Source organism: Rhodococcus opacus, assembly GCF_012396235.1.
Taxonomy (GTDB): Bacteria; Actinomycetota; Actinomycetes; order Mycobacteriales; family Mycobacteriaceae; genus Rhodococcus_F; species Rhodococcus_F opacus.
Genome location: NZ_JAAXPA010000013.1, coordinates 41,425 through 67,215, shown reverse-complemented (window position 1 = coordinate 67,215; position 25,791 = coordinate 41,425). Strand labels below are relative to the sequence as shown.

General features: G+C 68.2%; 23 protein-coding genes and 1 riboswitch. Of the genes, 11 read left to right on the top strand and 12 right to left on the bottom strand.

Translation table 11 applies throughout. From position 1 onward, the window contains the following. Positions 1 to 9: 9 nt before the first annotated feature. Genes HGB39_RS18830 through HGB39_RS18805 form a run of 6 tightly spaced genes read right to left on the bottom strand, consistent with a single transcriptional unit; the run spans position 10 to position 6,494 of the window. On the bottom strand, positions 10 to 1,236 hold the full coding sequence (locus HGB39_RS18830; protein ID WP_005255259.1) for an MFS transporter: 1,227 nt from the start codon (positions 1,234 to 1,236) through the stop codon (positions 10 to 12). Beyond that, the gene (locus tag HGB39_RS18825) at positions 1,233 to 2,576 is read right to left on the bottom strand and encodes an LLM class flavin-dependent oxidoreductase (protein ID WP_005561798.1); all 1,344 of its coding nucleotides are present in this window, start codon (positions 2,574 to 2,576) and stop codon (positions 1,233 to 1,235) included. Before HGB39_RS18825 ends, HGB39_RS18830 begins: the two co-directional genes overlap by 4 nt. 25 nt (positions 2,577 to 2,601) lie before the next feature. Next, positions 2,602 to 3,477 (bottom strand): ABC transporter permease, encoded by an 876-nt coding sequence (locus tag HGB39_RS18820; RefSeq protein WP_005561797.1) that lies wholly within the window; start codon positions 3,475 to 3,477, stop codon positions 2,602 to 2,604. Next, positions 3,470 to 4,306 (bottom strand): ABC transporter ATP-binding protein, encoded by an 837-nt coding sequence (locus HGB39_RS18815; RefSeq protein ID WP_005244194.1) that lies wholly within the window; start codon positions 4,304 to 4,306, stop codon positions 3,470 to 3,472. The genes HGB39_RS18820 and HGB39_RS18815 overlap by 8 nt, the downstream gene beginning before the upstream one ends. Then, positions 4,303 to 5,391, bottom strand: a complete 1,089-nt coding sequence (locus HGB39_RS18810) for an ABC transporter substrate-binding protein (RefSeq protein WP_043787407.1) — start codon at positions 5,389 to 5,391, stop codon at positions 4,303 to 4,305. Before HGB39_RS18810 ends, HGB39_RS18815 begins: the two co-directional genes overlap by 4 nt. 32 nt (positions 5,392 to 5,423) lie before the next feature. Beyond that, a complete protein-coding gene (locus HGB39_RS18805; protein WP_005561795.1) occupies positions 5,424 to 6,494 on the bottom strand; it encodes an ABC transporter substrate-binding protein in 1,071 nt (356 codons plus the stop codon). A gap of 279 nt (positions 6,495 to 6,773) precedes the next feature. On the opposite strand from HGB39_RS18805, the gene HGB39_RS18800 reads away from it, so the two are divergent. Further along, a complete protein-coding gene (locus HGB39_RS18800) occupies positions 6,774 to 7,694 on the top strand; it encodes a sigma-70 family RNA polymerase sigma factor (RefSeq protein WP_005561794.1) in 921 nt (306 codons plus the stop codon). Here HGB39_RS18800 and HGB39_RS18795 read toward each other — a convergent pair. Continuing rightward, positions 7,669 to 8,268 carry a carboxymuconolactone decarboxylase family protein gene (locus HGB39_RS18795; RefSeq protein WP_005244202.1) on the bottom strand — a complete coding sequence of 200 codons (600 nt, stop codon included), beginning with the start codon at positions 8,266 to 8,268 and terminating at the stop codon, positions 7,669 to 7,671. The two genes, HGB39_RS18800 and HGB39_RS18795, sit on opposite strands and share 26 nt — an antisense overlap. A 120-nt stretch (positions 8,269 to 8,388) precedes the next feature. Between HGB39_RS18795 and HGB39_RS18790 the strand changes: the two genes are divergently transcribed. Continuing rightward, positions 8,389 to 9,576: a pyridoxal phosphate-dependent aminotransferase gene (locus tag HGB39_RS18790; RefSeq protein ID WP_005255237.1), complete on the top strand. Its 1,188-nt coding sequence runs from the start codon at positions 8,389 to 8,391 to the stop codon at positions 9,574 to 9,576. Then, the gene (locus tag HGB39_RS18785; RefSeq protein WP_064080136.1) at positions 9,573 to 10,610 is read left to right on the top strand and encodes an AraC family transcriptional regulator; all 1,038 of its coding nucleotides are present in this window, start codon (positions 9,573 to 9,575) and stop codon (positions 10,608 to 10,610) included. The genes HGB39_RS18790 and HGB39_RS18785 overlap by 4 nt, the downstream gene beginning before the upstream one ends. Before the next feature lie 7 nt (positions 10,611 to 10,617). Here the strand turns inward: HGB39_RS18785 and HGB39_RS18780 are convergent, their stop codons facing one another. The 3 genes from HGB39_RS18780 to HGB39_RS18770 all read right to left on the bottom strand — a co-directional run bounded on the left by HGB39_RS18780 (position 10,618) and on the right by HGB39_RS18770 (position 12,877). Beyond that, positions 10,618 to 11,043: a VOC family protein gene (locus tag HGB39_RS18780; protein ID WP_005255234.1), complete on the bottom strand. Its 426-nt coding sequence runs from the start codon at positions 11,041 to 11,043 to the stop codon at positions 10,618 to 10,620. 63 nt (positions 11,044 to 11,106) lie between these two features. Next, positions 11,107 to 12,150 carry a zinc-binding dehydrogenase gene (locus HGB39_RS18775; RefSeq protein WP_005571812.1) on the bottom strand — a complete coding sequence of 348 codons (1,044 nt, stop codon included), beginning with the start codon at positions 12,148 to 12,150 and terminating at the stop codon, positions 11,107 to 11,109. A gap of 79 nt (positions 12,151 to 12,229) precedes the next feature. Continuing rightward, a complete protein-coding gene (locus tag HGB39_RS18770) occupies positions 12,230 to 12,877 on the bottom strand; it encodes a LysE family translocator (RefSeq protein ID WP_005255230.1) in 648 nt (215 codons plus the stop codon). 145 nt (positions 12,878 to 13,022) lie between these two features. On the opposite strand from HGB39_RS18770, the gene thpD reads away from it, so the two are divergent. The 3 genes from thpD (at position 13,023) to HGB39_RS18755 (ending at position 17,074) form a co-directional block, all read left to right on the top strand. After that, the gene (thpD, locus tag HGB39_RS18765) at positions 13,023 to 13,934 is read left to right on the top strand and encodes an ectoine hydroxylase (protein ID WP_005571809.1); all 912 of its coding nucleotides are present in this window, start codon (positions 13,023 to 13,025) and stop codon (positions 13,932 to 13,934) included. 169 nt (positions 13,935 to 14,103) lie between these two features. After that, entirely contained in the window at positions 14,104 to 16,254 is a 2,151-nt protein-coding gene (locus HGB39_RS18760) for an MMPL family transporter (protein WP_005571807.1), read from the top strand. A gap of 172 nt (positions 16,255 to 16,426) precedes the next feature. Then, a complete protein-coding gene (locus HGB39_RS18755; protein ID WP_005571806.1) occupies positions 16,427 to 17,074 on the top strand; it encodes an alpha-ketoglutarate-dependent dioxygenase AlkB in 648 nt (215 codons plus the stop codon). On the opposite strand, the gene HGB39_RS18750 is transcribed toward HGB39_RS18755, so the two are convergent. Continuing rightward, positions 17,075 to 18,163: a 3-deoxy-7-phosphoheptulonate synthase gene (locus HGB39_RS18750; RefSeq protein WP_005571805.1), complete on the bottom strand. Its 1,089-nt coding sequence runs from the start codon at positions 18,161 to 18,163 to the stop codon at positions 17,075 to 17,077. Between the two features lie 282 nt (positions 18,164 to 18,445). Here HGB39_RS18750 and HGB39_RS18745 point away from each other — a divergent pair, with 282 nt between their 5' ends. The 5 genes from HGB39_RS18745 (at position 18,446) to metE (ending at position 24,630) form a co-directional block, all read left to right on the top strand. After that, positions 18,446 to 19,393 carry an ABC transporter ATP-binding protein gene (locus HGB39_RS18745; protein WP_005571804.1) on the top strand — a complete coding sequence of 316 codons (948 nt, stop codon included), beginning with the start codon at positions 18,446 to 18,448 and terminating at the stop codon, positions 19,391 to 19,393. Further along, the gene (locus HGB39_RS18740) at positions 19,393 to 20,169 is read left to right on the top strand and encodes an ABC transporter permease (RefSeq protein ID WP_005571803.1); all 777 of its coding nucleotides are present in this window, start codon (positions 19,393 to 19,395) and stop codon (positions 20,167 to 20,169) included. The genes HGB39_RS18745 and HGB39_RS18740 overlap by 1 nt, the downstream gene beginning before the upstream one ends. Before the next feature lie 19 nt (positions 20,170 to 20,188). Beyond that, positions 20,189 to 21,304, top strand: a complete 1,116-nt coding sequence (locus HGB39_RS39905; RefSeq protein ID WP_240482884.1) for a sensor histidine kinase — start codon at positions 20,189 to 20,191, stop codon at positions 21,302 to 21,304. Further along, on the top strand, positions 21,301 to 21,909 hold the full coding sequence (locus HGB39_RS18730) for a response regulator transcription factor (protein ID WP_005255215.1): 609 nt from the start codon (positions 21,301 to 21,303) through the stop codon (positions 21,907 to 21,909). Before HGB39_RS39905 ends, HGB39_RS18730 begins: the two co-directional genes overlap by 4 nt. 124 nt (positions 21,910 to 22,033) lie before the next feature. Further along, positions 22,034 to 22,241: riboswitch (cobalamin riboswitch) on the top strand. A gap of 127 nt (positions 22,242 to 22,368) precedes the next feature. After that, positions 22,369 to 24,630 carry a 5-methyltetrahydropteroyltriglutamate--homocysteine S-methyltransferase gene (metE, locus tag HGB39_RS18725; RefSeq protein WP_005571801.1) on the top strand — a complete coding sequence of 754 codons (2,262 nt, stop codon included), beginning with the start codon at positions 22,369 to 22,371 and terminating at the stop codon, positions 24,628 to 24,630. A gap of 43 nt (positions 24,631 to 24,673) precedes the next feature. Here the strand turns inward: metE and HGB39_RS18720 are convergent, their stop codons facing one another. Further along, positions 24,674 to 25,681, bottom strand: coding sequence for a helix-turn-helix transcriptional regulator (locus HGB39_RS18720; RefSeq protein ID WP_005571800.1), 1,008 nt, complete (start codon positions 25,679 to 25,681; stop codon positions 24,674 to 24,676). Between the last annotated feature and the right edge of the window lie 110 nt (positions 25,682 to 25,791).

The following is a 25,791-nucleotide window of genomic DNA, read 5'->3' as shown; positions in this document are numbered from 1 at the left end:
CGAATGTACCTATGCTTCCTGTTTTTCGAGCGGTGAGGAACCGGGCTCCGACGCGGTCGGCGGTGGCCACGGGGAATAGACCGGGATGAACCGGAACAGGAGTCCGGCGCCGACCAGCGCCGCTGCCCCGATCGCGGCGACGGCAGCCCCGAGCGGAACCACCGCGGCGAGCGTGCCGACGCCGAAGGGTCCGGCGAACATGCCGGTGTCGTGGGTGAGCCGCCAGGCGGCGAGGAATTCGGCGCGCGTCGCCGGTGGGGAGATGTCGGCGCCGAGCGTCATGATCACGCCGTTGCCGAGCCCGTTGCCGATTCCCATCAGGACGGCGACGACACCGATCGACAGGAGGTCGTGCGAAAACGGCAACGCCAGGTAGGACGCCCCGATCACCAGAAGCGACGGCACCGCGATGAACCGGCGGCCGTACCGGTCCATGAAGTGTCCGGCCGGATACGAGCACAGCAGATCGACCGCCGCTCCGACTCCGAAGACGAGACTGACCTGGGCGGCATCGAGTCCGAGATGGGCAGCCCACAGTGGCAGCACCGCCTCCCGCGAGGCGCGGGCCGCCCCCATCAGGAGCGACCCGGCGCCGAGCGTGGCCAGCAACTTCCGGTGCCGGCGCACAATCGACGGCAGCGTCGCGTGGGTACCGGCGGTGCCTGCGGGGCGCCTCGGCGGGTCGGGGACTCTCGACATCAGCCATCCGGACAGCACGACGCCGACGAACTGCACCATGAATCCGCCCCGGGCGCCGACCACAAGGATCACGGCGGCACCGAGCAGCGGTCCCACGAAGAAGCCGAGCCGCCACATCGCCGCGAACGACGACATCGCCCGGGCGCGCAGCCCGATCGGCACGGCGTCGGCCAGGTAGCTCTGGCGGGCCAGCCCCCACACGGCGTTGGCGAGCCCGGTCAGCAGTGCGCCCACACCCAGCATCCACGGTGTCTGCGCGAGCAGACAGACCAGCACTCCGGCGGCGCCGACGGTACTGCCGCCGATGATGGACCGCCGCTCCCCGAACCTGGCGACGATCCGGCCCGCGGGCAGGTCGCCCAGGACGGCGCCGAGCCCGACGACCGCGACGATCAGCCCGGACACGGCCACGGACGCACCCAGTTCGCGGGCCGTCAGTGCCATGACCGGGGCGGCGGCCCCCTGGCCGATGCCGAAGATCGCGGCGGGGACGAAGACGGTGGTGACGAGAGGTTTCAGACCGGTCTCGCCGCTCATGCGCTCGCTTCGTCGACCGCGCCCGCGAACCGGTTACCGACGTCCGTGAGACCGTAGTGACCGCGCAGGGTGGTCGCGGTGTACTCCGTCCGGAACAGTCCGCGCTGCTGCAGGATCGGGACGACACGGTCGACGAAGTCGTCCAGTCCGCCGGGCAGGTAGGGCGGCATGATGTTGAAACCGTCGGCCGCGCCCTGCTCGAACCACGTCTGCAGTTCGTCGGCCACCTGTTCGGGCGTGCCGGCGAACGTGCGGTGCCCGCGTCCGCCACCGAGCAGCCCGATCAGCTGCCGGACGGTGAGCGAACCGTCCGCGGCGAGATCCTTCACCAGCTGGTAGCGGCTCTTGTTGCCCTGGATCTCGTCCAGCGGCGGAAGCGGCGGAAGCGGGGCGTCGAGGGAATGCTTCGTGAGGTCGACACCGAGCATCGTGGACAGCTGCCGCAGCGAGTACTCGGGCGAGATCAGGTCGGTGAACGACTGCTCGAGCGCCTTCGCCTCCTCCTCGGTGTCCGCGATGAACGGCACGATGCCGGGGAGCACCTTCAGGTCGCCGGCATTGCGGCCGTGCTTGACGACACGCGCCTCGAGGTCGCGGTAGAACTCCTGACCCTGCTCCAGGGTGCGCTGTGCGGTGAAGACGGCCTCGGCGTACCGCGCGGCGAACTCCTTGCCGCTCTCGGACGAGCCGGCCTGCACCAGCAGCGGCCGCCCCTGGGCGGACCTCGGCGAGTTGAGCGGCCCCTTGACCCGGAACCGCGGCCCGTCGTGGTCGATGGTGTGGACCTTGCCGGGGTCGGCGAACACGCCGGTCTCCGGGTCGAGCACCACCGCGCCGTCCTCCCAGCTGTCCCACAGGGCGAGCGTGACGTCGACGAATTCCTCTGCGCGCTCGTACCGTCCGCTGTGGGCGGGGATGCCGTCGACGCCGAAGTTCGCCGCCTCGTCCGCACCGGCCGAAGTCACGATGTTCCACCCTGCCCGGCCGCCGCTGATGTGGTCGAGCGACGTGAACTTGCGTGCCAGGTTGTACGGGTCGGAGTAGCTCGTGGAGGCCGTGGCGATCAGTCCCACGTGTTCGGTGGCGACGGCGATCGCCGACAGCAACGTGACGGGCTCGAAGATCGCCTGCGTGTTGTGCTTGATCCGCGGTCCGACGGCGAGACCGTCCGCGAAGAACACGGAATCGAGCTTGCCCCGCTCCGCGATCCGGCCGAGTTCCTGGAAGTGTGCGACGTCCAGAACGCGGTGCGCCTCGGTGCGGGGATGGCGCCACGCCGCCTCGTGATGTCCCACACCCATGAGAAAGGCGTTGAGGTGGAACTGGGAATCCTGTGACATGTGGAGTTTCTTTTCCGGTAAGTGACTAGACCCGCCAGCGGGACAGCCTGCGTTCGATCAGTACGAGAACGGCGTTGAGCGTCAGCCCGAGAACAGAGATCGCGACGATGCCCGCATACATGTTGGGGATCTGGAAGTTGAACTGGGAGGCGGTGATCAGGTAGCCGAGGCCTGCCTTGGCCCCGACCATCTCGGCGGCGATCAGCACGAGGATCGACGACGCCGCCGCCATGCGGATTCCGGTGAAGATGGTGGGAACGGCGGCGGGCAGCACGACCTTCTGGAACAGGCGCACGGGCGACAGTCCCAGCGAGGACGCCGACTTGATCAGCAACGGGTCGACGGTGCGCACACCGGAGATCGTGTTCAGCAGGATCGGGAAGGTGCACGCGTAGATCACCAGGGCGATCTTGGACTCCTCACCGATGCCGAGGATCAGGATGAACACGGGGAGCAACGCCAGCGCCGCCGTGTTGCGGAACAGCTCCAGGATCGGGTTCAGGAAGTCCGACACCGGGCGGTACCAGGCGATCGCGATGCCCAGCGGGATCGCGATCACGACCGCCACGAAGAATCCGATCAGGGCGCGGGAGAGGCTGGCGGACACGTGCTGCCACAGCTCACCGCTCTTGAGCAGATCGAAGAATGCCTCGACCACCGTGGTGAACGGGGGAAGGAACACCTCGTCGACGAGACCGACCCGCGGAGCGATCTCCCACAGTGCCAGGAAGGCGACGATCGCGACGGACGGCTTGAGGATCCGCCAGGCGATCGGACGCAGTGCCGCACCGGCACGCTGGACAGCACCCGGCTGCGGCGGGGTGGAAGCGGGCGACGGAGCCGAGGTCCCGGGTCGATCGATTGCGACGGGAGCTTCCGGTGACGCGAGTGCGCTAGACATGTGCTTCCTCCTTCTCGATTACCTGTGCACGCTCCACTTCGCCGTGCAGCAGCGTCCAGATGCGGTGGCGGTAGTGCCGGAACTGCTCGTTGGACCGGACGTCCTCGCCGCTGCGGTCGATGTCGATGTCCACGAACGTCTTCACCCGGCCGGGCCGCGACGTCAGGACGGCGACCCGCTGCCCGAGGTAGATGGCCTCGTCGATGCCGTGCGTGATGAACAGGATGGTCTTGCCGGTGGCCTTCCAGATGCGTAGCAGTTCGTCCTGCAGCGACTCACGGGTCTGCGCGTCGAGCGCCGCGAACGGCTCGTCCATCAGCAGCACCTCGGGATCGAACGCGAGGCTGCGGGCGATCGCGACGCGCTGCTTCATGCCGCCCGACAGCTCGTGCGGGTACCGGTCGCCGAAGCCCTTCAAGCCGACGAGCTCGAGGTAGTGCTCGGCCAGTTCGCGCCGTTCCTTCTTGGGCAGTCCCTTGGCCTCGAGCCCGAATTCGATGTTGTGCCGGGCCGTCCGCCACGGCAGGAGTGCGTACTGCTGGAAGACGATTCCGCGGTCGAGACCGGGCCCGGTCACCGGCTGCCCGTCGAGCAGGATCCGGCCCGACGTGGGGGTGCTGAGTCCGCCGAGCAGGTCGAGCAGCGTGGACTTCCCGCAACCACTCGGCCCGACGAGGACGAGGAATTCGCCGTCTGCGAGATCGATGTCGATGTCCTCGATCGCGGTGAACTTGTCCTTGGACCCTCGCACGTCGAACTGTTTGGTGACGTGCTCGAGGCGGAGCTTGGGCGTCTGAACCCGATCGGGGTTCGAGGCGGTGGTGCTCATTTCTGTCCTTCCAGTACTTCTCCGTCGGGCCCGCTCTCGGGGTGGAACGTGCCGTTGGCGTACGGGTTGAATTCGTTGGTGTAGAGGTCGGTTGCGGTCAACTTGCCCTCGTCGAGCTCACCGTTGCGGACGAGCCAGTCGACCCAGGTCTGCAGTTCCTTCTCCTGGATCACGGCCCCGGCGACAGGAATCCCGGAGCTGCGCCAGTAGTCGATGGCCTCGTCGCTCTCGTTGCGGCCACGCTTGTCGATGATGCTCTTGAACCGTGCGACGACCTCCTCACGCGGAGTCACCTGGGTCCATCGGATGGCCCGGGCCGTGCCCTGCACGAAGTCCGCAACGGCGTCCTTGTTCTTCGCCAGGAAGTCGTCGCGCACCACGTAGGTTCCGTAGCTGAATGCGCCGAACAGATCCCGGTCCGTGAACAGCGGCCGGATACCCCCACGCTCCTGGGCTGTTTCGCGGAAGATGCCGTTGATGGCGGCCACGTCGATCTGACCTTCGCGCAGGGCCGTTTCGTTGTTCACCGGCGGAACCACGGTCAGCTCCACCTGTTTGATCTCGTCCTGGGTCAACCCCTGCTGGGCCAGCCACTCCCGGACCAGGAACTCGTGGTGCGCACCGAGCGTGTTCATCCCGACCTTCTTGCCGATCAGGTCGCGCGCCGAGCGAATGAGGCTGCCGTCCAGCACGAAGTAGCCCGTGTACTCGCCGGCATCCGCACCGTAGGAACTCAGCACCGACGTGATCGGTGCCCCCGCGGCATTGAGCTTGACGACGGCTCCGTTGAAGGCCGAGCCGAACTCGATGTCACCGGTGGCCGCCGACTGGATGTCCTGCGGGCCGCTGGTGGTGTCGCCGACCCATTCGAGCGTGATCTTGTCGTAATACCCCAGGTCCTCGGCGAGTTCGTGGAATCCCACGTCACCGGCCCATCCCTGGTAGCGCAGGACCGTCTTCCCGTCCTCGGTGGTGGCGGTATCGGACGCGCCGGCGCACCCCGCCACTCCCGAGGCCAACGTGAACAGTGCTGCGGTTGCCGCGAGGGCGCGCACGGCGCCGCGCCGGAAGTGGGACATCGACATCACTTTCTTCTCGTGGGGATCTGGGGTGGAGTTCACTTGGCGGCCAGCGCTTGTCCGTCGGGGCCGCTGTCGGCGGGGTACGTGCCGTTGGCGTACGGGTTGTACTCGTTGGTGTAGACGTCGGCGGGCGTGAGCTTGCCGTCCTCGAGTTCCCCGTTGCGGACCAGCCAGTCGATCCAGGTCTGAATCTCCTTGTCGGTGATCACGCCACCGGGACCCGCCACACCCGGCGTCTTCCAGTAGTCGACGAGGTCGGTGGTCTCGTTGCGGCCGCGCTTGGTGATGATGTCCTTGTACTTCGCGATCACGTCGTCGCGCGGAGTCGTCTGGGTCCAGCGGATCGCGCGGGCCGTGCCCTGCACGAAGTCCGCGACGGCGTCCTTGTTCTTCGCGATGAAGTCGTCGCGGAACAGCAGCGAACCGTAGGTGAAGGAACCGAAGATGGATTCGTCGGTGAACAGCGGGCGGATGCCGCCGCGTTCGACCGCCTTGTCGCGGAACACGCTTCCGAGCGTGCCGACGTCGATCTGACCCTGCCGCAGCGCCTGTTCGGTGTTCACCGGCGGAACGACGGTCAACTCGACCTGCTTGATCTCGTCGGGGGTCAGGCCCTCCCGCGCCAGCCACTCACGCACGAGGAACTCGTGGTGCGCGCCGAGCGTGTTCATCCCGACCTTCTTGCCGATCAGGTCACGTGCCGACGTGATCGGGCTTCCGTCGAGCACGTAGTACCCGTTGAACGTCTCCTTGTCGGAGCCGTAGTAGCCGATGACGGACGTGATCGGCGAATCGGCCGCGGCCAGCTTCAACACCGCACCGTTGAACGCGCCACCGAAGTCGGTCTGCCCCGTGGCGGCATTCTGGATGCTCTGCGGCCCACTGGTGGTGTCGCCGATCCAGTTCAGTTCGACCTTCTGGTAGTAGCCCAGGTCGGCCGCGAGTTCCGGGAACGAGACCTGTCCCGTGGTCCCCTCGTAGCGCAACACCGTCTTTCCGTCGGCTGTCGTGGTGGTCTCGGAACCGGAGCACGCGACAGCAAGGCTGGTGAATGTGAGAAGGGCGGCCGCTGCGGCCAGAGTCCGCGCGAAACGTGGACGAATCATCGAAGGTCTTCCTAGTGTGTGATGCCCGCCCACGACGAAGCGGCGGGTCCTGCGAGCGCACTCCCGAACCCGCCCGGCGGACGCCGGACGGGTGAGCAGGACGTGCAGAAGAAAAAGGGGTGCGAAAAAGCCAGGTCAGCTACGACAGCCGAAACACTGGAACATGGCAGACTCCCTGGACGTGGTGTGGTCGCCACACCATACGTCCGGACCCACCACCAGGGTCAACGGTTACGCACACGACGGATTTTATGTCTGGACCGCACGTAGGATATCGGCATGCCCACTGCGACGCTGGTAGACGAATTCGAGTCCCACCGGCCGCATCTGCTCTCCGTAGCGTACCGGCTGACGGGAAGCGTCAGCGACGCGGAGGACGCCGTGCAGGAGTCGTGGCTACGACTCGACGACGCGGACGCCGCGAACATCCGCGACCTCCGGCCGTGGCTCACGACGGTGGTCGGGCGGATCTGCCTCGACCGGTTGCGGTCGGCCGCGGTGCGGAGGGAACAGTATGTCGGCCAATGGCTTCCGGAACCCATCGTCACCGGACTGTCGCCGTCAGCCGAGCCGGACCCGCTGGAAGCGGTCGTCCGGGACGAGGACAACCGCCTCGCCGCGCTGATCGTGCTCGACACGCTCACCCCTGCGCAACGGGTTGCGTTCGTGCTGCACGACGGTTTCGGGGTGCCGTTCGACGAGGTAGCCGGGATTCTCGGAATCGAGACGCCCGCGGCGCGTCAGCTCGCGTCGCGGGCCCGCAAGGCCGCTGCCGCAACCACACCCGCCGTTCCCGACGAGGAGCATGCGCTCGCCGTGCAGCGACTGCTCGAGGCACTCGCCGCCGGCGACCTCGACGCGGTGGTCGCGGCGCTGCACCCGGATGCCCTCGTCATCGGCGACGCCAACGGCACCACGAGCACCGCCGTCAACGTCATCCGCGGCGCGGACAAGTTCGCCCGCTTCTTCCTCGGTCTCATCGAACGGTACGGGCCGGCGGTGTTCACCGTCATGCAGCCGGTCCTGGTCAACGGCCAGCTGGGCTTCTTCAGTGCCGCACTCACCGGCGACGAGGCCCACCGCAGCTCGCCGCCGCGAGTGGGTGGGTTCACCGTCCGGGACGGACTCGTCTACGCGGCGTACGACATCGCCAATCCGGAGAAGTTCGGCGGGATCAGGCTCCCGGGCCTTCCTTCGTGACCGCGGCGTCGTCGGCCCACGGCACCCGGCACGAATCGGTGCCGAAACCCTGCTCCGTGATGCCCAGCGCCGAGTACATCCGGGCGCGCATGTTCTCGATGCCGATCTGGTAGGACAGTTCGACGACACCCGCCCGGCCGAACCGGCGCTCGAGGTCTGCCACCTGTTCGTCGGTGACCGTGGTGGGCGTCGCCGTCATCGCGTCGGCGTATGCGATGGCCGCGCGCTCGTCCTCGCTGTACGCGGGCGAGTCGGCGTAATCGGCGATGTGCTGGAGCCGCTCCACGTCGAGGCCGTCGAGGCGTTGCAGCATCGTGCCGAAGTCCACGCACCACGAGCAGCCGATCGTCCACGCCACGCGGTAGACGGCGATCTCCCGCACGTTCGCGGGAAGCACGGTCGACGCCTTCTGCACCGCCAGCTCGTGCCGGGCCGAGGCGACGAACAGCTTGCGGTGATGGGCGAGCACGGTGAACGGCTCGGGCACCTCGTCGAACTTGTGGGCAGCATATTTGTAGGCGACCTTCACCAGCGGGCTCGCGTCCGCCGGGGCCACTGCGGGAATGCGGGGCATTGCGTCCTCCATCGTCACCGGGCGCCCTTCGCGCGCCGTCTACAGAGAAGACGAGACAGCCCCGCAGAACGTGACGCGGCCCTGTGCAACCCTCGCCGCCACACCGACTACGCTGCAGTAATGCCCGCAACGCCGCGCAACCGCACCGTCCAGCGCTTGCAGCCGTTCGCGTCCACCATCTTTGCCGAGATGACCGCGCTCGCCGTGCGCCACGACGCCATCAACCTCGGCCAGGGTTTCCCCGACACCGACGGTCCCGCGTCCATGCTCGACACCGCGCGCCGAGCCATCGCGGACGGGCTCAACCAGTACCCACCCGGCCCCGGCATGCCCGTGCTCCGACACGCTGTCGCGGCCGACCGCCTGGCCCGGTACGGGCTCGACCACGACCCCGACTCGGAGGTGCTGGTCACCGTCGGCGCCACCGAGGCCATCAGCGCCGCCATTCTGGGGCTGGTCGAACCGGGTGAAGAAGTGGTGCTGATCGAGCCGTACTACGACTCCTACGCAGCGTCGGTCGCGCTGGCGGGAGCGGTGCGACGCAGCGTGCCGCTCGCCCGCTCCGGCACGAAGTTCGTCGTCGACCTCGACGCTCTGCGAGCCGCGATCACACCGAAGACCCGGATGCTGGTGATCAACACCCCACACAATCCGACCGGCACCGTGTTCACCCCGGAGGAGATCGCCGCCGTCGCGGAGCTGGCCTGCGAGCACGACCTGCTGGTTCTCAGCGACGAGGTGTACGAACACCTGGTCTTCGACGGCCGAACGCACACCGCCCTGGCCACTCTGCCGGGAATGTACGAACGGACCGTCTCGGTGTCGAGCGCCGCCAAGACGTTCAACGTCACCGGGTGGAAGATCGGCTGGGCGTGCGGTCCGGCGGAACTGATCGACGCCGTCCGGACCGCGAAGCAGTACATGTCCTTCGTCGGCGGCGGACCGTTCCAACCCGCGGTGGCGCATGCGCTGAGCCACGAGCAGCAGTGGGTGAAAGAGCTGCGGGACAGTCTGCAGGCCAAGCGGGACGTGCTCTACGACGCGCTCGTCGCGTCCGGTCTGGAGGTCCATTCGGGCGGCGGCACGTACTACCTGTGCGCCGACATCACCGCGATCGGCGAACGCGACGGCATCGACTTCTGCCGCAGGCTCCCGGAGCGCATCGGCGTGGCCGCGGTGCCGGTCAGTGTGTTCACCGACCATCCGCAGCCGTGGAACCCGCTGGTGCGGTTCGCGTTCTGCAAGCAGGACCACGTGCTCGAGGAGGCGGCGCGGCGGCTCCGGACCCTCGGGGAGCCCGGATCGTGACTGCCCGCACCATCCCCGCCGACTTCGTCCGGCGATCGCTCGAGCTGTCGGCGCGCAGTGGGGTCGATCTCTCCCCCGCGCTGTCGGCGGCGGGAATCACGACGGCGTCGCTGGAGGATCCGCTGGCCCGGTTGACGCCGACCCAGGTCACCGCGTTCACCCAGGCGGTCTGGCAGATCACGGGCGACGAATTGTTCGGGCTCGGGCCGGCCCCGGTCCCCCGCGGCACGTTTCGGCTCGTCTGCCTCGCGCTGATCCACACCGCGGATCTGTCCGCCGCTCTCGAGCGGATGGCCGACATCCTGCGCGCCCTGCCGTCGCTGCCCGCGCTGCACATCGGTCCCGGTGTCAACGGCGGAACCCGGATGACCATCGACATCCGCCCGGCCGCGGCCGAACGGTCCACCGAGGACGTGCAGTCGTCGCTCGAGGCGACGCGGGTGACCACCGATTTCCTGCTGATCCTGCTTCATCGTTTCGCGGCGTGGCTCGTGGGCAAGAGGGTCCGGTTGCTGGCAGTGGAACTGCCGTATCCGGCGCCGCTGCCGCACCTCGCCGAGAACTACGATCACATCTTCGGTGTCCCCGTGACATTCGATTCCGACATTCCCGCAGTCGAATTCGACAACGCCGTCATGCGGGCGCCCATCATCCAGACCGAGGAGACGCTCGAGGACTACCTCCGAGAGTCACCGACGCTGCTGATGTCGGAGCGTGACTACGACAGCACGGCGTCGGCGCAGGTGCGCCGGGTCCTCGAGCTGGGCATGAAAGGCCGGACGTCGACGGCCGAGGACATCGCGGAGATGCTGTCGATCAGCGTCCCCCACCTGCGCCGCCTGCTCCGGCAGGAGGGGACGTCGCTGAATCAGCTGCGCGAGGAAGTGCTCCGCGACGCCGCCGTGGCCGGGCTCCGACGAGGCGAGACCGTGGAGGACCTGTCGGCGCGACTCGGCTTCTCCGAGCCCAGCGCGTTCCGTCGCGCCTTCAAACGCTGGACCGGCAGCACCCCGAGTTCCTACCGCGGAGCGTGACAGCGCGTCAGCTGACGCAGAACTCGTTGCCCTCGGGGTCTGCCATCGTGACCCACTCGCTCGGTCCCTGGCGGCCGCGGTGCAGCACGGTGGCGCCGGACTGCTCCAGCTTCTCGGCGACCTCGTAGCGGGCGTCGCCGACCCTGATGTCCAGGTGGAGCCGGTTCTTCACCGTCTTCCGTTCGGGAACCAGCTGGAACAGCACGCGCGGGCGCTCCGGGTGCTCCGGATCGCGGATGGCCTGGCCCTCCCGCCAGACCAGGACACCCTCGAACTCCATGGTGTCGGACTCCTGCGCGTGGCCGGCCTGGACGAGCCCGCGGATGAACTCCTCGTTGCTCGGCTCCACCTCCCAGCCGAGCGTCTGCGCCCACCATTTGGCCAGGGTATGCGGGTTCTCCGAGTCCACTGTGACTTGAAATTCATATCCCATGGCCCGACGGTACAGCGGGGCACCGACAGGTCCCAGTGAGCCGAATCCCGGCACCTGCCGGTGTCAGGGTTTGACGAGGATCCGGATGGGGTCTCCCTCGTGGTTCGCGAGCTTCTCGATGCCCTTTGCGACGTCCTCGAGCGGGATGATCTCGCTGATCGACCGTGACAGGTCGAGGCGGCCACGGGACACCAGTTCGGCGAGGGTTTCGATGTCCACGTTCTTGTAGCCGAGGTGGCCGAGTACCTGCTTCTGGGACAGTCCGAACTGCGCGGTGGTGCCCACCGAGGCCTCCTGGGCGCTCAGCCCGACCGCCACGAGTCGGCCTCCCACCGTCAGGCAGTCGAGTGCCTGCTCGAACGTCACTGTCAGTCCGGCCGCGTCGAACGCGACGTCGAGCATCCGGCCGCCCGTCGCGTCGGCGACCTTCTCCTTCAGGTTCTCGTCCCGGGAGTCGAATGCGTAATCGGCCCCGAGCTCCAGGGCACGTTCCCGCACAGCGGGATTGATGTCGAACGCGATCACGGGGACAGCTCCGACCAGGCGCGCCAGCTGCACGATGTGGGTGCCGACTCCACCCACGCCCCACACGCCGACGGTCTCCCCGACCACCACCTTGCCGGTGCGCACGACCGCGCCGAACGGCGTCGACACCGCGTCGGCGAGGATGGCCGCCTGCTCGAACGGAACGTTGTCCGGGATGCGGGTCAGTCCCCCCGCCTGCGCCACCGTGTATTCGGCCCACGCGCCGTCGTAGGCGAACGCCATCAGCTGGATGCTCAGACAGTTCGTGAGGTCCCCGCGGCGGCAGTTGCGGCACGCAAAGCAGGGCCTGCCCGCGGACGGCACGACGCGGTCTCCCTCGGACCAGCCGGTCACTCCGGCACCGAGTTTCGCGATGGTGCCCGACGCCTCGTGGCCCTGCGTCACCTCGGGCAGGAGCGCGGGGAACGTGCCGTCGATCAGGCTCAGGTCGGAATGGCAGATGCCGCAGAACTCCACTTTGACGAGCACTTCACCGGGTCCGGGTTCCGGAATCGGAACATCTTCGACCGCAATGCTTTTCGTGTCGGCATGGAATCGCTGCGCCCGCATGGTCTCGGCCATCTCTCACCCTTCGTCGTCGTCGCTTCCGACGGTACCCGCGAAACATGCTCATGCGTGCATAATTCAGGCCACTGCCGGTTCAGACCGTCGCGGGCCGCGTCCGGTCGAGAGCGAGGTGAACGGCGAGGCCGCCGAGGACGCTTCCCATCACGAACTTCTGCGCACGCAGCCACACCGGGCGTCCGGACAGGAACGCCGCGACAGTTCCTGCGACGCAGACGATCAGCGCGTTCACGGTGAGCGCGACCACGATCTGCACGGTGCCCAGCAGCAGGCTCTGCAACCACACCGGCCCAGCGCCGGGGTGGACGAACTGCGGGATCAGCGCCAGGTACATCACCGCGATCTTCGGATTGAGCAGGTTGGTCGTGAGCCCCATCAGGAACAGCCGGGCGGACGAATCCCGGGGCAGCCCGCGGGCAGGCGCGAACGGCGCGTGCCCGCCGGGCCGCAACGCCTGCCACGCCAGCCAGCCCAGGTAGCACGCGCCCGCCAGCTTCAGCGCGGTGTACGCCTGCGGGACGGCGGAGAACACCGCCGAAATGCCCAGTGTCGCAGCAGCCAGATAGCACAGGAATCCGAGAGCGACCCCGGCCAGCGAGACCAGCCCCGCCGCCCTGCCCTGAGTGATGCTGCGCGAGACCAGATACACCATGTTCGGTCCCGGTGTGAGAACCATGCCGAGGGCGATCGCCGCCACTCCGAGTACCGCCGCCGAATCGATCATGCCCGTGACGATCCCACCGCGGCGACGCGCCGTCGCGGTCCAGTCCGGCCTCGGTGGACCTGTGTCCGGGTTGCATTCGTCGACGACCAGTGGGAACGTCGGAAGAGTAAAGCGTTGTCCAATCCGAAAGGGTGAAACACGAGTTATGCGTACGGCCGTAGCCGACAACTACCCCACGAGGGACCGCAACGAGTGCACGATGACCGTCCGCCAGGACCCGGTCACCTGGTCGGACCAGAAACGGGGTGATTCCCGCTCCGGTCCGCTCACCGCGAATCAGATTGCCGTCTACGACAAACGCGGATATCACTCCGCCGAGTCGATCATCCCACCACGCGACGTGTTCAACCTGGTCGACGAGATGACCCGCCTCGCCGGGACCGATACGCTGCGCGGCGACGGCCGGGTCGTGCGGGAGAACGGCGACGGCGCCGTCCGTTCCGTGTTCGACGTCCACCGTCTCAGCGACGTCGTCGACGAGATCATCCGCCGCCCCGAGGTGGTGGGTATCGCCCGGCAGATCCTCGGTTCGGACGTCTACGTCCACCAGTCGCGACTCAATTTCAAGCCCGGTTACTCCGGCGGCCCGTTCTACTGGCACTCCGACTTCGAGACCTGGCACGCCGAGGACGGCATGCCCACTCCTCGCGCCGCGAGTATCTCGATCGCGCTCACCGAGAACTACGGGCACAACGGCGGGCTGATGATCATGCCCGGATCTCACCGCGCGTTCGTGTCGTGCGCCGGCGAGACCCCCGAGGACTACTACAAGGAATCGCTGGTCAGCTACGTTCCACCCACGGGTTCGCCCGATCAGCCGACGCTCACCCGGATGGCGAACGAGTACGGCATCGACATGATGACCGGACCGGCCGGCTCCGCCACCGTGTTCGATTCCAACTGCATGCACGGTTCGAACGGCAACATCACGCCGTTCGCGCGTTCCAACCTCTTCATCGTGTTCAACAGTGTCGAGAACACCCTGACGGATCCGTTCTCGGCGCCCGCACCGCGCCCCGACTACCTCGGTAGCCGGGATTTCACCCCCTTGCGGTAACGAGCACCATGACGTACCGCGGCCCCGCTCCCTGACGTCGGAGCGGGGCCGCGGTCTGTCGATGCCGCGAAACCCGTAGCCTTCGCGCCGTCCTGCATGCGACGATGACTGGGCACGGTTCGACCGCCCGGCCGGGCGCCGGCCGAACCTTCATCTCCCGGAACGGGGAATGATGTTTGCCTACATCGCGCGCACTGTCGTCGCACACCCGTGGCAGGTCATCGCGACCTGGGTGGTCGCGGCAATAGCCGTCATCCTGTTCGCACCGAGTCTCGACGACTACACCACCGGCAACCAGCAGACGTTCCTGCCCAGTTCATTCGAGTCCTCCGAGGCGCAGGCCGTCGGAAACGAATACTTCCCGAGCCTGTCGGGCGCCACCGGCAGCCTGGTGGTGGTCCGCGCCGACGCCGCCCCGCTGTCACCCGCCGACCAGCAGACGGCGCTGAATCTCGCGACCACGCTTCAGAATTCGGCGATCCCGGGAGTCGTGAGCGTGCAGGGGTCGCCTGCGTCGCTGTCCGCCGACGGGAAGGCCGCCGCACTGCAGGTGGTGTTCGACGGACAACCCGGCGACGACCAGGTCAACGACGCCGTGCCGGTCATCCGGGGCGACGCCGAGCAGCAACTGAACGGCACCGGCCTGGTGAGCGGGCTGACCGGGAACGCGGCCATTCAGGTCGACACCACCGCCGCCTACGACAACGCCGACAAGGTCATCACGATCGCCACGGTGATCGTCATCCTCACCCTGCTCGGCCTGATCTTCCGCAGCCCCGTCATCGCCGTGCTGCCGGTTGTCGTGATCGGTGTGGTGCTGTCGGTGGTCACCGGACTGACCGCCGTGCTCGCCGATCTGTTCGACTTTCAGGTCAGCACGTCGCTGCAATCCATACTCGTGGTCGTCCTCTTTGGTGTCGGCACCGACTACATCGTCTTCCTGCTGTTCCGCTATCGCGAACGTCTCCGGCAGCAGGCCGCGGCGGGGTCCACCACCGACACCCATCGAGAGGCCCTCGTGTTCTCCACCGACGTCGTCGGGCGCGTCGTCGCGTCGTCGGCGCTCACGGTCATCGTCGCGTTCGCCGCCCTGCTACTGGCGAAACTCGGCTCGCTCACCACGCTCGCGCCGGGACTCATCGTCGCCGTGGCCGTCATGCTGGTGACGGCGTTGACGCTCATCCCCGCCGTGTTCACCGTGCTGGGCCGCCACCTGTTCTGGCCGCTCGGACCGGGGCACGACAGCCCCCACACCCCGTTCGCCTCGATCGGCGCCGCGATCGGGCGCCGGCCAGCCGTGTTCGCCGTCGCGATCGGCGTCGTGTTGATCGCGCTCGCCTCCTTCGCGTCCGGCTACAAGTCGACGTACAACACGCTGGGGGAACTGCCCTCCGACACGCCGTCACAGCAGGCCTTCGACACCCTCGATCAATCCTTTCCCGCGGGTGCGCTGAGCCCGACCCAGGTGTACGTCGTGGCTCCCGGACCGCTGGATCCCGCGTCGCTGACCCCGCTCGTCACCGCTCTCACGCAGGTGCCGGGCGTGTCCTCGGTCGCCCCGCCGCGACCCAGTCAGGACGGTCGAGCCGCGCTCGTCAACGTCGTACTCGCCGACGACCCCTACTCGAACGCGTCCCTCGACCTCGTCGAGGGACCGATCCGCGACGCCGCCCACGGAGCGGTCCCCGGCTCGGAAGTCGTTGTGGGAGGGCAGACATCCACGTTCGTCGACGTCCGCGCGCAACTCGCGGCGGATACGCGCCTCGTGTTCCCCGTCGCCGCAGTCGCCATCGCGCTGATTCTCGCCCTGCTCCTGCTCGCCGTGCTCGCCCCGCTCAACCTGCTGGTGTGCGTCGCACTCACGTTCGTCGCCACCCTCGGCGCCGTGGTGATCCTGTTTCTGCACGGCCTCGGCTACGACGGGATCGACTTCTCGATTCCGATCGTGCTGTACCTGTTCGTCGTCGCGATCGGCACCGACTACAACATCCTGCTGGCCTCGCGACTGCGCGAGGAATTCCGCAACGGGTACACCCCGCGTGAGTCCGCGCGGATCGCCGTCTCCAACGACGCCCCCACGGTGGCCGCCGCCGGCCTGATCCTGGCGCTGACCTTCGCTTCCCTGACCCTCACCGGACTGGCAAACCTCGCCGAACTCGGCTTCGGTGTCGCGATCGGTGTCGCCATCGCCGCCTTCGCGATGGCCCCGATGCTGGTACCGAGCCTGGCGGCACTCGAACGTCGCGCCTTCTGGTGGCCGAGCAGGCAGAAGGCGACCGTCGACACCGGCGACGACCGCGAGCCTGCGGTGCCGCGGTGACAACCGCCGCCGTTCCCCGGGCTTCCGTGCAGACGCACCACTTCTCCGCAGCCGCACTCCTTCCAGGGCCCGAAAAGTAGTGCGCGAACCAAGAAGGGGTGCGTCTGAGCGGCGACTGCCGCCTCGAGAAAAAAGTGGGAACATACGTTCGAATATCGGGTAGCATGGCGGCATGACTTCCGCGGATGCGCGGTATGCGCACCAGGCCTCACTGTTCGACGACGCGTCGTTCGGTGTCGAACTGGGCGCGCTCGGGTCGACGGTGCAGCGTCGCATGCTCACGGCGGGAGCGTGGGTCGACGTGCGGCCGGGGTGGCTGACCGGTTCCGACGAGCTGTTCACCACGCTCGCGGAGACGGTGCCGTGGAAGGCGGAGCGGCGCCAGATGTACGACCGGGTGGTCGACGTCCCACGCCTCGTCCGGTTCTACCCGGAGGGGGAGCCGCTCCCCGACCCGCTGCTGGTCGCGGCACGCGACGCCCTGAGCACGCATTACCTGCCCGAACTGGGCGAGAAGTTCGCCACTTCCGGACTCTGCTTCTACCGCGACAGCTCCGACAGCGTCGCCTGGCACGGCGACGACACCGGCCGGAGCCGCACCGAAGACACCATGGTCGCCATCCTCTCGCTCGGCGCCGCGCGTCCGCTGCTGCTGCGTCCGCGCGGCGGCGGGCACTCGATCCGGTACTCGCTCGGCCACGGTGACCTGCTGGTGATGGGTGGTTCCTGCCAGCGCACCTGGGTGCATTGCGTACCGAAGAGCACCCGCCCGCTCGGACCGCGGATCAGCGTGCAGTTCCGCACGAGAGGCGTGCGGTGATCACTTCCGACGTGCGGCCACTGCCTGCGCGAGACGGTCCAGCTGCGCCGCCGTCGTGTTCCAGTCGATGCACGCGTCGGTGATGGACTGGCCGTACGTGAGGTCCTCGGCCTTCCCGAGCGTGAGGTCCTGACGACCGGCTTCGATGAAGCTCTCCACCATCACACCGACGATCCCCTTCTCGCCCTCCTCGAGCCGCACCGCGATGTCGTTCAGCACGTCGACCTGCTTCTCGTGGTTCTTGCTGCTGTTGCCGTGGCTGGCATCGATGACGACCCGCTCCGGCAGACCGCCCTTGCGCAGCCGGGCGAGCGTGTCCGCCACCGTCTCCGCGTCGTAGTTCGGTCCGTCGCTGCCCCCGCGGAGGATGACGTGGCAGTCGGGGTTGCCGACCGTGCGGATCAGCGCGGCCTGCCCGTCGAGGTCGGTGCCGGGGAACACGTGGCTCGCCGCGGCGGCGCGGGTGCCGTCGACCGCCACCTGCACGTCCCCCTCCGTCGAGTTCTTGATCCCGACCGGCATCGACAGCGCGCTGCACAGCTGGCGGTGCACCTGGCTGGCGGCGGTGCGGGCACCGATCGCGCCGTACGTGACGAGGTCCGCGATGTACTGCGGCATGATCGGGTCGAGGAACTCGCAGCCGACCGGCAGGCCGAGCGAGGACACGTCGAGCAGCAGCTTGCGGCCCATGCGGATCCCGGTGTCGATGTCGAACGTGCCGTCCAGGTGCGGGTCGTTGAGCAGACCCTTCCAGCCGAGCGTGGTGCGCGGCTTCTCGAAGTAGACCCGCATCACGATGTGCAGGTCGTCGCGCAATTCCTCGGCCTTCGCGGCGAGTCTGCGGGCGTAGTCCATGGCGGCGTCCGGGTCGTGCACCGAGCACGGGCCCACCACGACGAGCAGTCGATCATCGTCGCCGTTCAGCACGTTCACCGTGTCGGCGCGGCCGGAGCGCACGGTCGCGGACGCGACGTCGTCAGGGGCGTGTTCGCGGCGCACGACCGACGGGGCCACCAGCGGGCTGATGCTCACGGTGCGCTGGTCGTCCAGCCGATCAGCGCTGGTAGTGGTGTCGAGGGTGACAGTCATGGGTTCGGGTTCCTGTTCTCAGGCCGGCCCTCGAAGACTGTGGAGATTCCCGCGAGCCGGTCTGTAATCCGGCTCTGGGGTGGAAGAAGTCAGCGCGTGGTTACGCCGACCGGCCCACCCGGGGCCGGCCTGCTAAACCAGAAATATGCGCGCTGCATGGCGCCCACAGTAACGGCTGCCCCCGATCGGCGCCACACCTACCCCTGGCCCCTGACATTTGTCACGGTGAGGTCGTGACGGACGTGTGGGGGTCGGCGGCCGTCGGGATCGCACGCTGATTGCATGACATCGACAGCGCTCCACACCTCCACGAAGGTCTCCGCGTCGCCGGCTCCGGCAGTCAGCCTGCGCGGCGTCCACAAGTACTTCGGTGACGTTCACGCCGTCCGGGGCCTGGACCTCGAGATCCGGGCAGGCGAGATCGTCGCGTTCCTCGGCCCCAACGGCGCCGGCAAGACCACCACCGTCGACATGGTCCTCGGATTGTCCCGCCCCACAGCCGGTGAGGTGTCCGTCTTCGGCACCGATCCGCGCACCGCGATCGCGCAGGGTCTGGTGTCGGCGGTCATGCAGACGGGCGGGCTGCTGAAGGAACTGACCGTCGAGGAGACCGTCCGGCTCACCGCGAGCCTGTTCGCCGACACTCGGCCGGTCGACGAGGTCCTCACCCGGGCCGGCATCGCCGATCTCGCAAACCGGTTGGTGGGCAAGTGTTCCGGAGGTCAGCAGCAGCGGCTGCGGTTCGCGATGGCACTGCTCTCCGATCCCGAGCTGCTGATCCTCGACGAGCCGACCACGGGCATGGACGTCGAGGGCAGGCGGGACTTCTGGTCGGCGATCCGCGCCGACGCGGACAGCGGCCGGACCGTCGTCTTCGCGACGCACTATCTCGAGGAGGCCGACGCCCACGCCGACCGGATCGTGCTGGTGCGCAAGGGAAAAGTGGTGGCCGACGGCACCGCTGCCGAGGTGAAGGCATTGGCCGCGGGACGCACGGTGCGCGCCCACTTCCCGGGCGCCGACAGGGAACAGCTGTTCGCGATTCCCGGCGCCGACAGCATCGAGGTGCGCGGTGACAGCGTCCTCGTCCACTCGACGGACACCGATGCCGTGGCCCGCCACCTCCTCACGCAGACGCCTGCCTGCGACCTCGAAATCGTCTCCCGAGGACTCGAAGACGCGTTCATCGCGCTCACCTCCGACGACTCCGCCACGGAAGGATCGAACTGATGACCACCCTCGCCGCACCCCGCCGCGTTCCCCCGCTCGGCGGCCTCAACACCACCCTCCTCGGACTCGAACTGCGCCGGCTGCTGCGCAATCGGCGCACGATGATCATCACTCTCGTCATGCCGGTCGTCTTCTTCCTCATCTTCGGCCTGAACCCCAGCTACTCGGGTGAGAGCGCGGGCAACGGGAACGTCTCGGCGTACGTGATGATCAGCATGGCGCTGTACGGCGCGATGATCGCGACGACGAGCGGCGGCGCGATGGTGTCGGTGGAACGGGCGTCGGGATGGAGCCGGCAGTTGCGGCTCACCCCCTTGTCCCCCGGGGTCTACATCTTCGTCAAGGTGCTCGTCGCGATGATGCTCGGGCTCGGGGCCGTCGGCGTCGTCTACCTCGTGGGCGCGTTCACGTCCGTCCGGATGGACACGTCCCTGTGGTTCGCGACGGCCCTGATCACCTGGCTCGGATCCGCAGTGTTCGCCGCGTTCGGCCTGTTCATGGGGTACCTGCTGCCGAGCGAGAACGTCATGCAGATCCTCGGCCCCGGGCTCGCCGTGCTCGGCTTCGCGGGCGGGCTGTTCATGCCGCTTCAGGACGGTTCGGTGTGGGCGTCGATCGCGCAGTTCATGCCCACGTACGGGCTGAGTCAGCTGGTGCACGCACCGCTCACCGGTGAGGCGATGCAGTGGACGTGGCTCCTCAACGTCGCGGTGTGGCTGGCGATCTTCGTCGGCGGTGCGGCGTGGCGTTTCCAGCGCGACACCGAGCGAGTGTGACGGCGGTATCGTGACTGCCGTGACCACCCCCGACGGCCCCGTCGTGACCAGGCGATGGGGCCGTTTCGGATTCATTTTCGCCGCCGCGTGGACGGTCTTCCTGTTCCAGCCGTTCCTCGACGGGTGGGCCGCCCGCGATCAGGTCCGGGGCTGGATCGGGATGATCGCCACGCTGGCATTCGCGGTGACGTACCTTGCGATGTTCCGGTGGTCGCATACCCGGCGCGCGCACAACGAGTTTCGGCCACCGCTGAACCAGGCGGTACCGCTCGTGTTGGCGTTGTTCGGGCTCGCAGCCGTCATGGTGGTCGCCGTCGGGTCGTCGGGGCTGTCCGCCGGCGTCTTCCTCGCCGTCTCCGCGGTCATGCTGTTCCCCGCGTGGCTCGGCGGGCTCACCGCGCTGACCGTCGCAGTTCTTGTGGAAGTGATCTCCACGGTGATGGACTGGGGGTCGGGCACCGGGCTCTCGCTGGGCGTGTGCGCGGCAGCATTCGCGATGTTCGGGGTGACCAAGCTGATCAACCGCAACATCGAATTGGTCCGGGAACGGGAAGCGAGCGAACGACTCGCGGTGCAGGAGGAACGCACCCGGATGGCCCGCGACCTCCACGACATCCTGGGGCACTCCCTCACCGTCATCACCGTCAAGGCCGAACTCGTGGGCCGGCTCCTCGACATCGACATCGACCGGGCCCGCACGGAAGTGGCTGACCTGGAACGCCTTTCCCGCGACGCGCTCGCGGACGTCCGGCAGGCCGTGCAGGGAATCCGGGGGCTGTCGCTTCCGGTGGAGATCGCCCGGGCCGGGGAAGCGTTGCGGTCGGCCGGAATCGAGGCCGAGCTGCCCAACAGCACCGAGTCGGTGCCCACCGGCCTGCGCGAGTTGTTCGCGTGGACGGTCCGCGAGGGTGTCACCAACGTGGTCCGGCACAGCGGCGCGACGCACTGCTCGGTCACGGTGGGCGAACGCGAGGTCACCGTCGTCGACGACGGCGCCGGCTGCGCCGAATCCGTGCACGGGAACGGGCTGGTGGGCCTGCGGGAGCGCGCCGCGGCCGCCGGAGCCCGGGTCGTCATCACCCATCCGCAACCGGGCGGGTTCTCGTTGCACGTGCTGAAGGAAGAGGTCCCGTGACGATCCGGCTGCTGCTCGCCGACGATCAGGCACTCGTCCGCGGTGCCCTCGCCGCCCTGCTCGACCTGGAGGCGGACCTGACGGTCGTCGCGGAGGTCGGGCGCGGCGACGAGGTCGTCGCGGCGGCGCGCGAGCACTCCCCCGACGTCGCGCTCCTCGACGTCGAAATGCCCGGCCTGGACGGGATCGCCGCGGCCACGGCACTGCGGACCGAGATGCCGCAGACCCGCGTCCTGATCGTGACGACGTTCGGTCGTCCCGGGTACCTGCGCAAGGCACTGCAGGCCGGTGCATCGGGGTTCGTCGTGAAGGACACCCCGGCCCGGCAGCTCGCCGACGCCGTCCGGCGTGTCCATGCCGGACTGCGCGTCGTCGACCCGGCTCTCGCCGCCGACAGTCTCGTCAGCGGGGAATCACCGCTCACCGACCGGGAGACCGACGTGCTGCGGGCGGCGCGGGACGGTGCGCCGGTCGCCTCGATCGCTGCCGCACTGTTCCTGTCGGCAGGCACGGTACGCAATCACCTGTCTTCGGCGATCGGCAAGACCGGCGCCAGCACCCGCGCCGAGGCCGTCCGCGCCGCGGAGTCGAACGGCTGGCTGTAGGCCCTCCGGGCTCGTGCGCCTTTTTGGTAGTTGGGGCTACCAAAAAGGCGCACGGGCCGAAGGCCTATGCTGGCCGGTGCAGCTGGTTCGCCCGGCACGGTCGTGAGGAGCCCCGAAGACCGCACCTGGCGTCGAAGCACGTCGGCCTCCCCGGAGTCCGCGTGTGAGAGGGAACCCGGTGATAATCCGGGACTGTCCCGCAGCGGTGAGCAGGAACGACCGCCGTCACCATGCACTGGGCAACCGCCTGGGAAGCGACGGCCACTAGGTCCGGTGTGATGTCACACCGGCTGCCTGCAAGTCCGAAGACCTGCCGACTGTGTCGGGCACGCCGTGCCCGACGGTTACCGCCTCGTGGATTGGGCGTGTAGACCTTCTCGCGCTGCAGCACGTCCCTGGGCTCGAGAGGTGTACCCGTTTGCCGGCGGTAGCCGTACCGCGTACGCAACTGGAGATACCGTGACATTTTCTTTCACCGCGACCGTGCTGGGCTCACCTCGCATCGGTCCGAATCGCGAACTGAAGAAGGCCGTCGAGTCGTACTGGGCAGGCCGCCTCGACGCCGAAGCGCTCGACGCGCTCGCCCGGGATCTGCGCCGTCAGACCTGGACGAGCCTGCGCGACGCCGGCCTCGACTCCGTGCCCGTCAACACGTTCTCGTACTACGACCATGTGCTGGACACCGCGGCGATGCTCGGCGCACTGCCCGACCGTGTCGCCGGCATCGAGAGCGACCTCGACCGCTACTTCGCCGCCGCCCGCGGCAACGACACGGTCGCCCCGCTCGAGATGACCAAATGGTTCGACACCAACTACCACTACCTGGTGCCGGAGATCTCCCCGACGACGACGTTCGCCCTCGACCCGTCGAAGGTGCTCCGCGAACTCGAAGAGGCACGTGCCCTGGACATTCCGGCCCGCCCGGTGGTGGTGGGTCCGGTCACGTTCCTGCTGCTGTCGAAGGCTGTCGGCTCGGACGCACCCCTCCTCGACCGCCTCGACGAACTCGTCCCGCTGTATGCGGACCTGCTCGGTCGGCTCGCCGACGCGGGCGCCGACTGGGTGCAGATCGACGAACCCGCGCTCGTCGCCGACCGCACACCGGAGGAGATCGCGGCGGCCAAGCGGGCCTACGACCGGTTGTCCGCGCTGGAGTCGCGACCGGCGATCCTCCTCGCGTCGTACTTCGGCAGTCTCGGTGACGCACTCCCCGCCATCGCCTCGACCGGTGTCGAGGGAATTGCGATCGACCTGGTCGCCGGATCCGACACTCTCGCCACCGTTCCCGATCTGACCCGCAAGCACGTCGTCGCCGGCGTCGTCGACGGACGCAACATCTGGCGCACCGACCTGGACGCGGCACTGGCGTCGCTCGGCACCCTGCTGGGCAGCACCGGTTCGCTCGCCGTCTCGACGTCGTGCTCGCTGCTGCACGTCCCGTACACGCTCGACGCGGAGACCGGACTCGGCAAGGCGCTGCGGTCGTGGCTGGCGTTCGGTACCGAGAAGGTCCGCGAGGTCGTCACCCTCGGCACCGCACTGACCAGCGGTCGTGAATCCGTCGAGGACGAGTTCGCGCTCGCCCGCGCGGCGGCGTCCACCCGCAGCACCGACAGGCGTCTGCACGACGCCACGGTCCGTGCCCGGCTGGACGCGCTCACCGCGTCCGATCCGGGGCGCAGTCCCGCCGCGGAACGTCGGGAAGCCCAGTCGGCGCTGTCGCTTCCGGTGCTGCCGACCACCACCATCGGCTCCTACCCGCAGACGACGCAGATCCGGGTCGCGCGCGCGGCGCGGCGCAAGGGTGAGATCGACGAGTCCGAGTACCTGAACCGGATGCGCGCCGAGGTCGCCGATGTGGTTGCGCTGCAGGAGAAGCTGGACCTCGACGTGCTGGTGCACGGCGAACCGGAACGCAACGACATGGTGCAGTACTTCGCCGAACAGTTGGACGGGTTCTTCGCGACGGACAACGGCTGGGTGCAGTCGTACGGCAGCCGCTGCGTCCGCCCGCCGATCCTGTACGGCGACGTGCGACGCAGCAACCCGATGACCGTCGAATGGATCACGTACGCGCAGTCACTCACGCAGCGTCCGGTGAAGGGCATGCTCACCGGTCCGGTGACGATCCTGGCGTGGTCGTTCGTGCGCGACGACCAGCCGTTGGCCGACTCGGCCAACCAGGTGGCGCTGGCCATCCGCGACGAAACGGTGGACCTGCAGGGCGCGGGCATCCGGATCGTCCAGGTGGACGAGCCCGCGCTGCGCGAACTGCTGCCCCTGCGGGCCGCGGATCAGCCGGCGTACCTCGACTGGTCGGTCGGGGCGTTCCGTCTCGCGACGTCCGGGGTCTCGGACTCGACGCAGATCCACACCCACCTCTGCTATTCGGAGTTCGGTGAGGTCATCGAGGCCATCGCGAGGCTCGACGCCGACGTCACCTCCATCGAGGCCGCGCGCTCGCACATGGAGGTCCTCGACGACCTCAACGCCGTCGGCTTCGATCTCGGCGTCGGCCCGGGCGTGTACGACATCCACTCGCCGCGGGTGCCCGGTGTCGAGGAGATCGCGGCGTCGCTGCGGGAGGCGCTGAAGGCGGTGCCGGTGGAACGGCTGTGGGTCAACCCCGACTGCGGTCTGAAGACCCGTGGTCCCGCCGAGGTCGAGGCGTCGCTGCGCAACCTCGTCGACGCGGCGAAGCTGGTCCGCGCGGAGCTGTAGGCGGCTCCGCCGCCCGTGAGTGGTTGAGGAGTCTCTGGACTCGTCAACCACTCACGGGGCCGAAGGCCCTGCTCTGCGACGGATTCTCACCGAACCGGCGACGGTAGGCGGCCGCGAAGAGGCCGAGGTTGACGTATCCCCACGCGCCGGCGATCGAGGCGACGGTCTCGCCCGGCGATGCGGTGAGCAGTTCCTCCCGGATGCCCTGGAGGCGCTGCTCACGCACGTACTCGGCCGGGGTGGTGTTCAGGTATTTCCGGAACGACCCGGACAGGGTGCGGACGCTGACACCCACCGCGTCGGCGATGTCGGAAGCGGTCGGCAGTTCGCGGGCGTACTCCCGGATGTATTGGACGGCGTGCCGCACATAGCCGGGCGCCGCCGGGCCGGTGGACCTGTCCGGGTCCACTCCGGCGCGAGCCGCCCATTCGGTGAGCAGGTGCCCGACCAGCAACTCCTGCAGGTTGAGTCCGATGCGCCCCTCGGTGGCGTGCCCCGGTAGCTCTCCCGTCGTCCGCATCGCGTAAGCGAGCAGCGCCTGCCAGCCGGATCCGCCGCCGCCGATGGCGCATTTGCGTTGCCATAGAAGATCTCCGGGGTCGAATCCCCACCAGCGCACAGCCGTGTCCGTGAGCAACGCATGGGGAACGGTGAGATTGAGCTGGACGTGGTCGGGCGAGAACTCGACGAGGTAGTCGACGCGACTGCAGTCGGCGACGAACGTGTCACCTGCCGGTGTGTCCGCGGTGGCGTCGTGGTCGAGGTGGTGCCGGGCGTTGCCCCGGATGGTCGTGAGAACGAGCGCGTTTCCTGCGTCGGACGAGAAGTCGCCGACCGAGACGGGGATTCCGTAGGAGAACCGGGTGACGGTGATGTCGCCGATCTTCGTGGAGTACATGCTCGACCGGGGTGACAGCCCGACACCGAGCGGACGCACGACGTAGGGCATGTACACGCGGTCGGACCAGAGTTGGATCTCGCTCCAGTCCTCCGACGCTCTGCGCTCGGCGGCCGTCGGCCGTCCCACCGCAAACGGATCCAGCACGACCATGCGTCGAGTATTCCACCCGCACGAGGCCGAAGGCCCATTGCTTATATCGTGAGTGTGTGCTCATAATATGGGTGTACCTGTGACGCCAGTCACTACCCCGCCTCCTCGAT